The organism is Streptomyces sp. NPDC048419 (genome assembly GCF_043200415.1).
Classification (GTDB): domain Bacteria; phylum Actinomycetota; class Actinomycetes; order Streptomycetales; family Streptomycetaceae; genus Streptomyces.
The window spans coordinates 47457-61590 of the sequence record NZ_JBICXT010000015.1; the positions used below are offsets into that span (position 1 = coordinate 47457).

The 14134-nt window shown below is 71.8% G+C and carries 11 protein-coding genes and 1 pseudogene; 3 read left to right on the forward strand and 9 right to left on the reverse strand.

Annotation, left to right across the window (positions count from 1 at the left end; translation table 11 throughout):
• The first annotated feature begins 255 nt into the window (after window positions 1-255).
• The gene (locus ACGFYN_RS28320) at window positions 256-750 is read left to right on the forward strand and encodes a hypothetical protein (RefSeq protein WP_393868707.1); all 495 of its coding nucleotides are present in this window, start codon (window positions 256-258) and stop codon (window positions 748-750) included.
• A 28-nt stretch (window positions 751-778) separates the two neighbouring features.
• Here the strand turns inward: ACGFYN_RS28320 and ACGFYN_RS28325 are convergent.
• Together ACGFYN_RS28325 and ACGFYN_RS28330 are read right to left on the reverse strand one after the other, a co-directional pair.
• Window positions 779-1196: pseudogene (locus tag ACGFYN_RS28325) on the reverse strand (MFS transporter); the annotation flags it as partial.
• A gap of 145 nt (window positions 1197-1341) precedes the next feature.
• Complete coding sequence (locus ACGFYN_RS28330) at window positions 1342-2172, reverse strand: endonuclease/exonuclease/phosphatase family protein (protein ID WP_393868708.1); 831 nt, start codon at window positions 2170-2172, stop codon at window positions 1342-1344.
• A gap of 111 nt (window positions 2173-2283) precedes the next feature.
• On the opposite strand from ACGFYN_RS28330, the gene ACGFYN_RS28335 reads away from it, so the two are divergent.
• Window positions 2284-2676, forward strand: a complete 393-nt coding sequence (locus ACGFYN_RS28335) for a nitroreductase/quinone reductase family protein (RefSeq protein ID WP_393868709.1) — start codon at window positions 2284-2286, stop codon at window positions 2674-2676.
• A 3-nt stretch (window positions 2677-2679) separates the two neighbouring features.
• On the opposite strand, the gene ACGFYN_RS28340 is transcribed toward ACGFYN_RS28335, so the two are convergent.
• The 7 genes from ACGFYN_RS28340 to ACGFYN_RS28370 all read right to left on the reverse strand — a co-directional run bounded on the left by ACGFYN_RS28340 (window position 2680) and on the right by ACGFYN_RS28370 (window position 10893).
• Window positions 2680-3456: an alpha/beta fold hydrolase gene (locus ACGFYN_RS28340; protein ID WP_393868710.1), complete on the reverse strand. Its 777-nt coding sequence runs from the start codon at window positions 3454-3456 to the stop codon at window positions 2680-2682.
• Between the two features lie 59 nt (window positions 3457-3515).
• Complete coding sequence (locus ACGFYN_RS28345) at window positions 3516-4976, reverse strand: aldehyde dehydrogenase family protein (protein WP_393868711.1); 1461 nt, start codon at window positions 4974-4976, stop codon at window positions 3516-3518.
• A complete protein-coding gene (locus ACGFYN_RS28350) occupies window positions 4973-6703 on the reverse strand; it encodes an amidohydrolase family protein (protein WP_393868712.1) in 1731 nt (576 codons plus the stop codon). The genes ACGFYN_RS28345 and ACGFYN_RS28350 overlap by 4 nt, the downstream gene beginning before the upstream one ends.
• 15 nt (window positions 6704-6718) lie before the next feature.
• On the reverse strand, window positions 6719-7837 hold the full coding sequence (locus ACGFYN_RS28355) for an LLM class flavin-dependent oxidoreductase (RefSeq protein ID WP_393868713.1): 1119 nt from the start codon (window positions 7835-7837) through the stop codon (window positions 6719-6721).
• A gap of 107 nt (window positions 7838-7944) precedes the next feature.
• Complete coding sequence (locus ACGFYN_RS28360) at window positions 7945-8715, reverse strand: SDR family NAD(P)-dependent oxidoreductase (protein WP_393868714.1); 771 nt, start codon at window positions 8713-8715, stop codon at window positions 7945-7947.
• Window positions 8716-8725: 10 nt separating this feature from the next.
• On the reverse strand, window positions 8726-9652 hold the full coding sequence (locus ACGFYN_RS28365) for an LLM class F420-dependent oxidoreductase (protein ID WP_393868715.1): 927 nt from the start codon (window positions 9650-9652) through the stop codon (window positions 8726-8728).
• Window positions 9649-10893 carry an amidohydrolase family protein gene (locus ACGFYN_RS28370; protein ID WP_393868716.1) on the reverse strand — a complete coding sequence of 415 codons (1245 nt, stop codon included), beginning with the start codon at window positions 10891-10893 and terminating at the stop codon, window positions 9649-9651. The genes ACGFYN_RS28365 and ACGFYN_RS28370 overlap by 4 nt, the downstream gene beginning before the upstream one ends.
• A 210-nt stretch (window positions 10894-11103) precedes the next feature.
• Here ACGFYN_RS28370 and ACGFYN_RS28375 point away from each other — a divergent pair, with 210 nt between their 5' ends.
• Window positions 11104-14091 carry a BTAD domain-containing putative transcriptional regulator gene (locus ACGFYN_RS28375; RefSeq protein WP_393868717.1) on the forward strand — a complete coding sequence of 996 codons (2988 nt, stop codon included), beginning with the start codon at window positions 11104-11106 and terminating at the stop codon, window positions 14089-14091.
• Window positions 14092-14134: the final 43 nt, after the last annotated feature.

The window sequence follows — 14134 nt, forward strand, 5'->3', positions numbered from 1 at the left end:
GCGCATCAAGCCCGACGACAAGGGCGGGATCACGGGCGTGGGCATCAAGCTCAAGAACGGCACCGCCAGTGAGCAGCAAGTGCAGAAGGTGCTGGACGAGATCCATTCGAACCCGGCTCTCCGAAAGGACATCATCGACAAGGCCACGGCCGCACGTGATGCCATGAACAAGGGTGAGTACGGGATGGCCAAGAACAGGGCCGCAGAACTGCACTTCATCATTAAGGCGCTCGAAAAGATGAACAGGGCTGGCTGATGTCAGACATCGACTTCTACGTGATCGCGGCGACGCAGAACGCCGTGCTCGGCGTCCCTCTCGGCGCACCTCCGGAAGCCTGGGAGGGAGCGTTGGGCGGCGACTTCGTCGACGACGTCGAGAAGTCACTCATGCGGCGCGACTACGGCCTGGTCGAGATCTCCTTCACCAAGCGCCACGGCGCATGGGAATCCGTGTCGGTCTCGCTCCAGATCCACCGTCTGGCGCGGGGACTTGAGGACATGGTCCCGCCGCAACTCACTCAGAGGTACGGGGAGTTCTCCGAGCGGGTGAGGTTCGACCGGTTCCACACGGCGCTGCTGGCACGAGGCGGAGCCCTTGAGGAGGTCCCCGACGCTTCCCCAGGAGGGTTCGGTCACTTCCGGGAAGCCACGGCGGGATCCTCCGTGTACGTCGTCGAAGAGCCTCCCCACAGCGGGCTGGAGCCCGGCACCCTCTGGTCGATCGTGGCATCGGGCGGCTACCGGCCGTGAGTTCGGCATGGAGCGTTGACCGCAGGCGTCACGCCCGCTCCCGCAACACCACCACAGCCACCGCCGCCAGTCCCGCCGACACCGCCAGCGCGATGTCCGCGCCGTGCGCCAGGCCGCTGCCCGTCGACGTGGCGATCGCGACCGTCAGGACCACGCCCGCGCAGGAGCCGATGGAGCCGAAGGTCCGCTGGGCGCCGGAGCCCATGGCCGCGCGGGCTGTCGGGACCGACTCGACAGCCAGGAGGGGAAGGCGCGTTGAGGAGGACGGGCAGGAGACGGTGCCACGAGTGGGCGTCGAGGGCGCCGAGCATCGTGAGGACGCCGACCGCGTGCAGGGTGAAGCCGACGGCCAGTTGGTGGCGGGGCGGGACGCGGCCGGACAGGCGCTTGGCCTGGAGGGCGACCGTGAATGACAGCCCGGACCAGAGGAGATACAACCAGGCCGATCACCGCGAGGCCCGTGAACCCGCGGACGAGGCCAGGAAGCGCGGGTGGCGGAGAAGGGTTTTCGGGCGGGCCTGTGTGGTTAATCCGTCGTGCCATGATCGATCCAAGCGAGCTGCCTTCACCGCCCTGATCGACCTGTTGAAGTCATCCGCCGGACGGTGAGTCCAGATCCGCGACGACCGCCGCATGGTCCGACGGCCAGACGCCGTCGACCGGAGCGTCGCCCGCCCGGTGGACGGAACGGACCGTGCCGATGCCGTCCGGGCCCGCCGGGGCTCCCACGTGGATGTAGTCGATGCGGGCGCTCGGGCCGAGACCCGGGTGGACGTACTCGTTCGCGGTGTCGCAGGTGGCGGACGGCGCGGCCGGGTCGGCGTAGTCCCAGGCGTCGAAGAAGACCTGGCCCGGCACGACGGGCGCGGTGCGGAAGCCGCCGAAGAGACGGAGCTCGTCGGAGTCGGGCACCGCGTTGAAGTCCCCGGTGACGACGGGCGGGAAGCCGGTGCCGCCGCGGTGGGCGGCGACGAACTCGGCGAGCGCGGCGACCTGCGCGCGGCGTACGGCCGAGGCGTGCAGCGGCGAGGACAGGTGGACGGTGAAGAACGGCACGGGGTGGCCGGGGGCGTCCAGGCGGGCGTGCAGGGCGAGGCGCCCGTCGTCGACCTCCGCGGGCGCGGGCAGCCGCAGCACCTCCTGCTCGACGACCGGCCAGCGGCTCAGCACCGCGTTGCCGATCTCCACCCCCGTCTCCCCGATCCGCCGCTGCCAGCGCTCGGAGGCGGGCGAGGCGGCCCAGGCCCAGTGCAGACCGAGCTCCCCGGCGAGCCACTCGGCGAGGTTCTCACCGTCGGCGGACCACACCTCCTGAAGCCCCACGACATCGGGCCGCAGGTCCTCCAGCACGGAGAGAATGGCCTTCTGCCGTTCGGCCCAGGGACCGAAGCGCCACCACAGGTTCCAGGTCACCACCCGCATGAGGGCCACCGTCTTTCATAGAGCCACGTTCGAAGTTCCGTCAGGCGTCCGATTCCCCGTGAGGGACATTGAAGAGCATCAGCGCCGCCACGAGACAGGAGATCCGCAAACATGCCCCGCCACTCGGAGACCAGGTACCGCGCCGTCACGGCGTTCCAGCGCCGTCTCAACGCCGTCATGCGCCGCCTGCCCACCCATACGCTCCTGGAGACGACGGGCCGCACCTCGGGCCTGCCCCGCCGCACACCGGTCGGCGGCCGCCGGGTCGGCGACTCGTTCTGGCTGGTCTCGGAGTTCGGCGAACGTTCCCAGTACGTCCGGAACATCAAGGCCGACCCGCGGGTGCGCGTCCGGCTGCACGGCCACTGGCACACCGGCACGGCCCATCTCATGCCGGACGACGACCCGGTCGCGCGGCTGCGCAGCCTGCCCCGGATGAACAGCCTGGCCGTGCGGGCGGTCGGAGCGGCGCTGCTGACGGTGCGGGTGGATCTCGACCGGTGACGATCAGTCCACGCGCGCGTACAGCTCCAGCACGAGATCCCGTACGGCGTCCGGTGCGCGCAGGGTGGGCAGATGATCGCAGTCCGCGCGCCGCACCAGACGGCAGCCGGGGATCGCGGCGGCCATGTCCTCGTTGCAGCGGACGGTTCTGGGCATGTCCTGCTCGCCCAGCAGCAGTGTGCAGGGCATCGCGAGCTCGCCCAGGCGCGGGTAGGCCGGCGGGTCCTCCTGCTGATGCCCGTAGGTCGTGAACCAGGCCGGGATCGCCGCCCGCACCAGTTCGGCGGCCTCGGTGTCGGGAGGCGTACCGGCCGCCGCCCAGCTCTTCAGCGCCAGCGCGAGAAGCCCGTCCATGTCACCGGCCTTCGCCAACTCGCCTATTCTCGCCATCAGTTCGGGCATCTCTAGGCCCGGATGGCCGGTGATGCCCGGGACCAGCAGGGCGAGGGCGGCGACGCGCGCCGGGTCGTCCAGCGCGAGGCTGATCGCGGTGGCGCCGCCCATGCTCGAACCGGCCAGCACGGCACGCGGGACCTCGAAGTGGTCCAGGACAGCCCGCAGGTCGGCGGCGAGGGAGTACTTGGTGGTGGGGGCCGGCGACCTGCCGTACCCCCGGGAGTCGTAACGGATCACCCGGTACCGCTCGGCGAAGGACGGCGCGACGCCGTCCCAGACCCGGGAGTCGGCGATGCCGGGATGCAGCAGCACCAGCGGCAGGCCGTCACCGCCGGTGTCGTCGGCCCAGAGCTCGCCGCCCTCGGTCCGCACCATGTTTTCCATGCAACGACTGTCGCCGACGCCCGTGGGGGGCGCCAGCGGACGGTCGGCCAAGGTCGGCCTCAGCCCGGCCAGACGATGGCCTGTACCTCGCTGTAGGCGTGCAGGGCGTACGAGCCGACGTCGCGGCCGACGCCGCTTCTCTTGAACCCTCCGAAGGGCGCCTCCATGTTGCGTCCGACGGTGTTCACGCCGACCCCGCCGGCCCGCAGCCGCCGCGCCACGCGGAAGGCGCGGGCCACGTCTGCGGACCACACGTAGTCGATGAGCCCGTAGTCGCTGTCGTTGACGAGGGCGACGCCCTCCTCCTCGTCGTCGAAGGGGACGACCACGACCACCGGGCCGAAGATCTCCTCGCGGGCCACCCGCATGTCGTTGGTGCAGTCGGCGAGGAGGGCCGGGGCGACGTAGAACCCCCGCTCGTGCGCGGGCCGTTCGCCGCCGGTCACCACCACCGCGCCTTCCTTGCGCCCCAGTTCGACGTACGACTCCACCCGGTCCCGGTGCGCCGCGGAGATCACCGGGCCGACCACCGTGTCCGGTTCCCTGGGGTCTCCCACCTTCAACCGGCCCGCATGCGCGGCGAGTTGATCGACCAGGCGGTCGTAGATCCCCCGCTGCGCCAGCACCCGCGTCGGTGCCGTGCAGATCTGGCCGCTGTAGAAGGAGAAGGTGGTGCCGATTCCCGCCACCGCCGACGCCAGGTCCGCGTCGTCGAGGACGAGAGCCGCGCCCTTGCCGCCCAGCTCCATCAGCTGGCGTTTCATGTCCCGGCCGCACACCTCGGCGATACGCTGCCCGACCGCCGTGGAGCCGGTGAAGCTCACCATGTCGACGTCGGGCGACTCCACCGCCGCCTGGCCGACCGAGGCCGACCGCCCGCAGACCACGTTCACCACGCCCGGCGGCACGCCCGCCGCCTCCAGGGCCTCCGCCATCCGGTACACCGACAGCGGATCCTGCGGGGCCGGCTTCACGACCACCGTGTTGCCCATGGCCAGCGCGGGGGCGATCTTGCCCGCCGGGTTCGCCCACGGGTTGTTGTACGACGTGATGCAGGTGACGACGCCGACCGGCTGGCGCACGGCCAGCGCGCCCATGACGGCCGCCCTGCCCATCGGCCCGGCCTCGTTGACCTGCGGCGCGATCGGCCACTCGGCGGGCTCCACGCGCGCGTAGCGCCGGAACCGGGCCATGCCCACCCCGACCTGCATCGCGCGCGCCGTCCCGGTGGTGGCTCCGGTCTCCGCCCGCGCCAGCTCGGCGTACGGCGCGAAGTGGGTGCCGATGATGTCCGCCGCGCGGCCGAGGACCGCCGCCCGCTCCTCGGGCGGGGTCCTCGACCACGGTCCGAAGGCCTCGCGGGCCGCGGCACAGGCCGCGTGCACCTGATCCCGCGAGGCCTCCGGAGCCCGGCCGACGGTCTCCTCCGTCGCCGGGTCCGTGACGTCGTAGTGCCCGCCGTCGGGCTCGACCCACTCGCCCCCGACGAACAGCCGCTGCCCGTCGGCCACTTGGCTCACCGGGTGCTCACCGTCCTCGTGTCCCGCCCGGACCTGAGCACCGTGCCCGGTACGGCGCCGCTCACCACGTCGTCCCGGATCGCCTCGACCCCGTTGACCCACACGGCCCGTACCCCGATCGCTTTGGCGTCGAGGCGCGGGCTGTCACCCGGCAGGTCGTGCACCAGGGTGGCCTGGCCCGCGTCGATCCGTTCCGGGTCGAAGAGCACCAGGTCCGCATGGAAGCCCTCCTCCACCCGCCCTCGCTCGCGCAGCCCGAACAGCCGCGCCGGGTCGTCGGTCAGCATCTTCACGGCCTGTTCCAGACCGACCAGCTTGCGGCGGCGCAGACAGTCGCCGAGGAACCTCGTCGTGTACGGCGCCCCGCACATGCGGTCCAGGTGCGCGCCCGCGTCGGACCCGCCGAGCAGGACGTCCTCGTGCTGCCAGGTCTCGGCCCGCAGCGCCCAGGACGCCGGGTCGTTGTCGGTGGGCATCGGCCACAGGACCGTCCGCAGGTCGTCGGCGGCGCAGATCTCGACCAGGCAGTGGAAGGGTTCGAGCCCCCGCTCCTCCGCGATGTCCCGCACCACCCGCCCGGACAGCCCCTCGTTGGCCTCGCTGTAGGTGTCGCCGATGACGTACCGCCCGAAGTTCGCGAGCCGCCGGAAGACGCCCGCCTCCTTCGACCGGGCGCGCCGCAGCATCTCGGCCCGCACGTCGGCGTCCCGCAGCCTGGCGATCCGCTCCGGGACCGGCAGTCCCAGGATCGGCCCCCAGCCGGGTATCAGGTTCAGCGCGCAGAACGTGCCGAGCGACATGTTCATCGGTGTCAGGATCGGCATGGTCAGCGCGACGACCCGGCCGCCCGCCTTGCGGGCCCGCTCGCTCGCGAACAGCTGCCGGGGCACGCGCTCGGGGACGGCCGCGTCCACGGTCAGCACGTTCCAGTTCAGGGGCCGCCCGGCCGTGGCGCTCATCTCCACGAACAGATCGATCTCCGCGTCGCTGAACTGGTCCAGGCAGCCCGCGACGATCGCCTCGATCTGCGTCCCCTCGTGCTCACCGACGGCCTTCGAGAGCGCGATCAGCTCCGCGGGCTTCGCGTGCCGCGAGGCCACGGGCTGTCCGTCGCCGTCGGAGTGGGTGGAGGACTGGGTGGTGGAGAACCCCCAGGCACCGGCGTCCATGGCCTCGTGCAGCAGCCGTACGATCTCGGCGAGTTGCTCCTCACTGGCCTGCCCGCCGACCGCGTCCGGCCCCATCACATGGCGCCGCAGCGCACAATGCCCCACCATGAAGCCCGCGTTGACCGCGATCCGCCCCTCGAGGGAGTCGAGATACTCCCCGAAGGTGTGCCAGCTCCAGGGCGCCCCGTCCTCCAGCGCCACCAGCGACATGCCCTCCACCTTGGACATCATCCGCCGGGTGTAGTCGGCGTCCTCGGGCCGGGACGGGTTCAAGGGGGCGAGCGTGAAGCCGCAGTTGCCGGCGGCGACGGTCGTCACCCCGTGATTGAGCGACGGGGTGGCGTACGGATCCCAGAACAGCTGGGCGTCGTAGTGCGTGTGCGGATCGACGAACCCGGGCGCGAGGACGAGCCCGGAGGCATCCTCGCTGCTGCGGGCCTCCTCGGTGACGGCACCGACGACGGCGATCCGCCCGTCCCGGATGCCGACGTCGGCGGTGAACGCGGGTGCGCCCGTCCCGTCCACGACGGTCGCGCCCTTGATCAGGTGGTCGAGCATGGAACGCGAACCCCCTTACACAGCCTGGCGGAACCGGGACGTCCGGTGAACAGGATCCGTATCGATCTTCGGGATCACATGCTCCCCGATCAGGGAAATCGTCTGCAGCGTCTCCTCCTTCGGCACCCCCACCGGCAGCCCGAAGCTCAGCTGGTCCGCCCCGGCCTGCTCCCACCGCTTGCACTGGGTGAACACCTCGTCCGGGTCGCCGCAGATCAGCAGCTCCTCCTCGATCAGCAGCTCCACGAACTCGGGGGTGTACTCGGGCAGCGTCTCCGGCCACACCGGGAACCCCTCGGGCCGCGGGAAGGTGTCGTGGTACCGGAACACCAGCGAGGGCAGATAGTGCAGCCCGCCGTGCACCGCGATGTCGATCGCCTCCGCGTGCGTCGGCGCGCAGATCGCCGTCGTCGTCACCATCACGTTGTCGTTGACGAAGTCCCCGATGGGCTCCGCGTTCACGACCGCCGTCTTGTACTGCTCCAGCACCCACTCCATGTCGGAGACCTTCTGGATGCTGAACCCCAGCACCCCGAGGCCCTTTCTCGCGGCCATCGCGTACGACGGCGGCGACCCGGCGGCGTACCACATGGCGGGGTGCGACTTCCCGTACGGCTTCGGCAGGACCTTGCGCGGCGGCAGCTGCCAGTGCTTGCCCTGGAAGCCGGTGTACTCGTCCTGGAGCCACATCTTCGGGAACTCGGCGATCGTCTCCTCCCAGATCTCCTTCGTGTAGTTCATATCGGTCACGCCCGGTATGAACCCGAGGATCTCGTGCGAGCCGGCCCCGCGGCCGCTGCCGAACTCGAAGCGGTTCTCGGTGAGGTGGTCGAGCATCGCGACCTTCTCGGCCACCTTCACCGGGTGGTTGACCTGGGCGAGCGGGTTGAAGATCCCGGAGCCGAGGTGGATGCGGTCCGTGGCGTGCGCCAGGTACCCGAGGAAGACGTCGTTGGCGGAGAGGTGCGAGTACTCCTCCAGGAAGTGGTGCTCGGACGCCCAGGCGTACTTGAAGCCCGACCTGTCCGCCTGGATGACGTACTCGGTCTCCTCCATCAGCGCCTTGTGTTCGGCGAGCGGGTCGGTCTCGGCGCGCTTGCCCACGTATCCCTGTACAAAGAGCCCGAATTCCAAGGCGGGTCACCATCCCTACGTTCCTGACGCACCGTCAGATTCTCTGCCGCCGAACTGTTGCACCGCCCGCATGCACCGTCAATAGCTGACAGCCAGTCAGATGCGGGTCAGACGACGGACACCCCCGCCAGCCAGCCCCCGTCGATCACGAACGGCTGCCCGGTGATGTAGGAGGAGTCGTCGCAGGTGAGGAAGAGGGCCAGGCGGGCCACCTCCTCCGGCCGCCCGATCCGGCCGAGCGGCACGAGCTTGCGGTACAGCTCGTCCAGCGCCCGGCTCGTCCCCTCCGCGTCCGCCGTCGGGTCCAGCTGTGCGGGGTTGGACATCGCGGTGTCGATCGCGCCGGGGCACATCGCGTTGACCCGGATGCGCCGGTCGGCGAGTTCCAGGGCGGCGACGCGGGTGAGGCCGAGGATGGCGTGCTTGGTGGCGGCGTAGGAGCCCACGGCGGCCATGCCGGTCACAGCCGTGTAGGAGGCGGTGTTGACGATCGTGCCGCCGTCCTCCATCACCGGCGCCACCGTCTTCATGCCGAGGAAGCAGCCGACCTGGTTGACCTGCACGACCTGCATGAACTCGTCGAGGGGGGTGTCGAGCAGGGAGTTGAAGCGCAGGATGCCGGCGTTGTTGACCAGGCCGTCGATCCGGCCGAAGGCGTTCTTGACCGCGCCGGCGGCCGACCGCCACTCGTCCTCCCGGCTCACGTCCAGGTGGACGTAGCGGGCGCCCAGCTCTTCGGCGAGCGCCCCGCCCTGTTCGTCCAGGACGTCGGCGACCACGACCTCGGCCCCTTCCGCTCTGAACAGACGGGCCTCCTGCTCGCCCTGTCCGCGCGCCGCCCCGGTGACGATCACGACGCGTCCGTCCAGCTTGCCCATGCCGTACTCCTCAGAGGTGGGGCGCCACATCGGCGCCGAACGCGGCCATCTGGTCGGTGAGTTCGCTCCGGCTGCGGCAGCGGAACCGCACCTGGATCTGGTGCACGCCCATCGCGCGGTACGCCCGCAGTGACTCCGCGAGCCGGTCCGGGGGGCCGGCGAGGGTGCGCCGCCCGACGTCCCAGTCGGGCGCGCCGACGTACAGCGGCTCGGTGATGGCGCCCACCGTGATCGGCTCCTCGACGCCGGCCTCGGCGCGCAGCCGTGCCAGCCTGGTGATCTGCTGGGGCAGGCGGTCGCGCGGGTCGCCCTGCGGCAGCCAGCCGTCGCCCTTGAGGGCGGCCCGGCGCACCGCGGCGGGCGAGGAGCCGCCGACCCAGACGGGGACCTTCTCCTGGGCCGGCCTCGGCCGCTGGCCCAGGCCCTCGAAGTCGTAGACCTTGCCGTGGTGTTCGGGGAACTCCTGCGGGCCGAGCGCGGCGCGCAGGGCGTCGATGGACTCGTCGAGCACGGCGCCGCGCCGCTCGAAGTCGGCGCCGAGGACGTCGAACTCCTCCCGCACATGCCCGGCCCCGACGCCCAGGATCAGCCGGCCCGCGCTGAGGTGGTCGAGGGTCGCGTACTGCTTGGCGGTCAGCAGGGGGTGCCGCAGCCCCACGACGGCGACGTGGCTGAGCAGCCGCACGCGTTCGGTCACGCCCGCGAGGAAGGCGAGGGTGGCCACGGGGTCGTACCAGACGGTGCTCATGGCGTCGGCCAGGCGGCGCGGGATGGCGACGTGGTCGCAGCTCGCGACGTAGTCGAAGCCGGCGCGCTCGGCGGTGCGGGCGATCTCCACCAGGTCCCCGGGGCCTGCGCCGGCCTCCCAGCCCTCGGCGTAGATCGTGCTCTGCGACTGGACGGGCAGCTGTATCCCGTAGACGAGGCCGGCGCTCACCGCGCCCCGCTCCACAGTCCGTCGGCGGTCAGGCCCAGCAGGTCGATGGCGTTGCCCCGCACGATCCGCTCCACCACGTCCGGTGCCAGGTGACCCATCTGCGCCTCGCCGACCTCGCGGGACTTGGGCCAGGTGGAGTCGGAGTGCGGGTAGTCGGTCTCGTACAGGACGTTGGCCAGGCCGATGGCGTCGAGGTTCTTCAGCCCGAAGGCGTCGTCGAAGAAGCACCCGAAGACATGCTCGGCGAAGAGTTCGGACGGCGGGCGGTGGACCTTGTCGGCGACGCCGCCCCAGCCGCGGTTCTCCTCCCACACGACGTCGGCGCGCTCCAGGATGTAAGGGATCCAGCCGATCTGGCCCTCGGCGTACATCACCTTCAGGTTCGGGAAGCGCTCGAACTTGCCGCTCATCAGCCAGTCGACCATGGAGAAGCAGCAGTTGGCGAAGGTGATGGTCGAACCGACCGCGGGCGGGGCGTCCTTGGACGTGGAGGGCATCCGGCTGCTGGAGCCGATGTGCATGGCGACGACCGTGCCGGTCTCGTCGCAGGCGGCGAGGAAGGGGTCCCACTCGTCGCCGTGGATCGAGGGCAGGCCCAGGTAGGGCGGTATCTCGGAGAAGGCGACCGCACGGACCCCGCGGGCCGCGTTGCGCCGCACCTCGGCGGCCGCGAGCTCGGGGTCCCACAGGGGTATGAGCGTGAGGGGTATCAGCCGGCCCTGCGCCTTGGGGCCGCACCACTCCTCCACCATCCAGTCGTTGTACGCCCGCACGCACAGCAGCCCGAGTTCGCGGTCCTTGGCCTCGGTGAAGGTCTGCCCGCAGAAGCGCGGGAAGGTCGGGAAGCAGACGGCGGACTGGACGTGGTTGACGTCCATGTCGGCGAGGCGCTGCGGGACGTCGTGGGAGCCGGGCCGCATCTGCTCGTAGGTGATGATCTCCAGCTTGATCTCGTCCCTGCTGTAGCCGACCGCCGTGTCCAGGCGGGTGAGCGGGCGGTGCAGGTCCTCGTAGACCCACCAGTCGCCGATCGGGCCGTCGTCGCCGGGCGCGCCCATCACCGGCCTGAACCGCCCGCCCAGGAAGGACATCTCCTTCAGCGGGGCGCGCACGATTCGCGGTCCGGTGTCCTGGTACTTCTTCGGCAGGCGACTGGTCCAGACGTCGGCGGGCTCCACGGTGTGGTCGTCGACGGAGATGATCAGGGGAAACGTGGGCTGGGTGCCGGGTTGGGTGTCCATGGCGGCCACGGTAGCGCTGATCTGACGGTCCGTCAGCTATGCGGTTGCGGGGATCTTGCCGTCCGGGTCTGTCCGGAAGTGTGCGAAGACCGGGTGTGGACCTTGTGACATCCCGCGCGTCTGTCTGTGAGCGCACCCTCCACAGCTGACGCATCCGCCATGGACAAGGCAGACTGACGGAGTTGCTCGATGGGTCTGGGGGGAACGGCGATGGACGGTGTACCGCGAGTGCCGGAGCAGAGGCGTGCCGGCTCCTCGGCGGAGCCTGCCGCGCTGAGCTTCGCCGTGCTCGGACCGGTACGGGCCCGGCGCGGCGATGAGGCCGTCGGCACCGGCTCCCCCCAGCAACGCGCCCTGCTCGCCGCCCTGCTGCTGCGCGAGGGCCGCACCGCGACCGCCGCCGAGCTGATCGACGCCCTGTGGGGCGAGGAGCCGCCGTCGCAGGCGCTCGCGGCGCTGCGGACGTACGCCTCCCGGCTGCGCAAGGTGCTGGACCCCGGGGTCCTGGTGAGCGAGTCGGGCGGGTACGCGGTGCGCGGGCTCGGCGAGGGCGCGCTGGACCTGGCGGTGGCGCAGGAGCTGGCGGCCGAGGCGGAGAAGGCCCGCGGCGCCGGTGATCCCGGTCGCGCGCGTGCGGCGCTGGGCCGCGCCCTCGCACTGTGGGACGGCGAGGCGCTGGCCGGGGTGCCGGGCCCGTACGCGGACGCGCAGCGGGTCAGGCTGGAGGAGTGGCGGCTGCAACTCCTGGAGTCCCGGCTGGACATGGACCTGGAGCAGGGGTGCCATGCGGAGGCCGTCTCGGAGCTGACCGCGCTGACCGCCGAGCACCCCCTGCGCGAGCGGCTGCGCGAGCTGCTGATGCTGGCGCTGTACCGCAGCGGCCGGCAGGCGGAGGCTCTGGCCGTCTACACGGACACCCGGCAGCTGCTGGCCGACGAGCTGGGCGTGGACCCGCGGCCCGGCCTGCGCGCACTCCAGCAGCGGATCCTCAGGGCGGACCCGGGCCTCGCGGAGCCGTCCTCCCCGGCACCCGAACCGGCCGTCGCGCCGGTGCGGCCCGCCCAGCTCCCCGCCACCGTGCCCGACTTCACCGGCCGTTCGGTCTTCGTGGCCGAACTGGGCGAGGTGCTGGCCTCGGCCGAGGGCCGCGTCATGGCCGTCTCGGCGGTCGCGGGCATCGGCGGCGTGGGCAAGACGACCCTGGCGGTGCACGTCGCCCACCGGGCCCGGGCCGCCTTCCCGGACGGACAGCTGTACGTCGACCTGCAGGGCGCCGGGGCCGCCTCGGCGGAGCCGGAGACCGTGCTGGGCTCCTTCCTGCGCGCGCTCGGCACGGTGGACTCGGCGATCCCGGACTCCCTGGAGGAGCGCGCGGCGCTGTACCGCTCGGTGCTGGACGGCCGCCGCGTGCTGGTGCTGCTGGACAACGCCCGCGACGCGGCACAGGTGCGGCCCCTGCTGCCCGGCACGGAGGGCTGCGCGGCCCTGGTGACGTCACGGGTGCGGATGGTCGACCTGGCCGGCGCGCACCTGGTGGACCTGGACGTGATGTCGCCGGACGAGGCGCTGTCGTTGTTCACGAAGATCGTCGGCGAGGAACGGGTGGCGTCGGAGCGGGAGGCCGCCCTGGACGTCGTCGCGGCCTGCGGCTTCCTCCCGCTGGCCATCCGTATCGCGGCCTCCCGGCTGGCGGCCCGCCGTACCTGGACCGTCTCGGTCCTCGCCGCGAAGCTGGCGGACGAGCGCCGCCGCCTGGACGAGCTCCAGGCCGGCGACCTCGCGGTCAAGGCGACCTTCGAACTCGGCTACGGTGCGCTGGAGCCGCCCCAGGCGCGGGCGTTCAGGCTGCTGGGCCTGGCGGACGGCCCGGACATCTCGCTCGCGGCGGCCGCGGCGGTGCTCGACCTGCCGCCGGAGGAGACGGAGGACCTGCTGGAGTCCCTCGTCGACACCTCCCTGCTGGAGTCGGCGGCACCCGGCCGCTACCGCTACCACGATCTGGTCCGGCTCTACGCGCGTGCGTGCGCCGAGCGCGACGAGTGGCCGCCGAGCGAGGGGGCATCTACCACGCCTTTCGGGCAGTGGGGGAAACTCGCGGCGATGTCCCGGCTGCTGGACTTCTACCTGGCCACGGCGGCCGGGGTGTACGCGATGGAGCGTCCGGGCGACCGGCTGGTGGACCACCTGGAGCCCACCTCCTACCCGGGCCTCGAATTCGGCGACCGGCACGGGGCGCAGGACTGGCTGTACGCGGAGGCGGTCTGCCTGCTGGCCTGCGCGGCGCAGTGCGCGGGACGGGCCGAGACCCTCCCGCGCGCCATCGACCTGCTCTGGGCCGCGCACGACCTGTCCGAGTCGGGCGCCAACTCCAAGGGCTACGAGGCGACCTCGAAGGCCCTGCTGGAGTCGGCCCGGCTGCACGGCGACCCACGGTCCGAGGCGCGCGCCCTGACGACGCTGGTCAACGTCCATCACGTCAGCGGCCGATTCGAGCAGGCGGCCCAGGAGGCCGAGCGGGCCACGCTCCTCGCGCAGCAGGCGGGTGACCTCCTGCCGGTCTGCTGGGCGAGCAACGCGCGCGGCATCATCGCGCTCTACCAGAGCCGCCACCAGGACGGCGAGGAACACCTCTCGCAGGCCATCGGGCACTTCCGCACGCTGGGCGACCGTCCCGGCGAGGCCAGCGCCCTGTGCAACCTCTCCCGCATCCACCTCGCCACCGGGCGCACGGGCAGCGCGGTCGCGCTCGCCCGCGAGGGCATCGAGATCTACGACGCCATGGGCAACTCCATGCGCGGGGCCAACGCCCGGTACGCGCTAGGCCTGGCGCTCACCCAGAGCGGCGAGCTGGACTCCGCGGCCGAGCGGCTGCACGAGGCGCTGGAGGTGTTCCGGGACAGCCGCCAGCGTCTGTGGGAGGGCATGAGCCTGTTCCGCCTGGCCGAGGTCGACCTCGCCGCCCGGCGCCCCGCGCAGGCCGCCGCAGGCGCCGAGATGGCGCTGACCGTGCTGCGCGGCATCGGCGGCGAGTGGCGCCGGGGCAACGTCCTGACCGTCCTCGGCCGCGCCCTCAGCGGCATCGGCCAGACCGGCCGCGCGCAGGTCTGCTGGCATGAAGCCATGGGGATCTACGAGGAGTTGGGCTCGCCGGAGGCCGCGGAGGTGCGGGCCCTGCTGACGCCCGTGCAGGCGGCCTGACGGTTCACGCCGAGGCGTTCATCGTTCGTTTATCGCCGCGCGC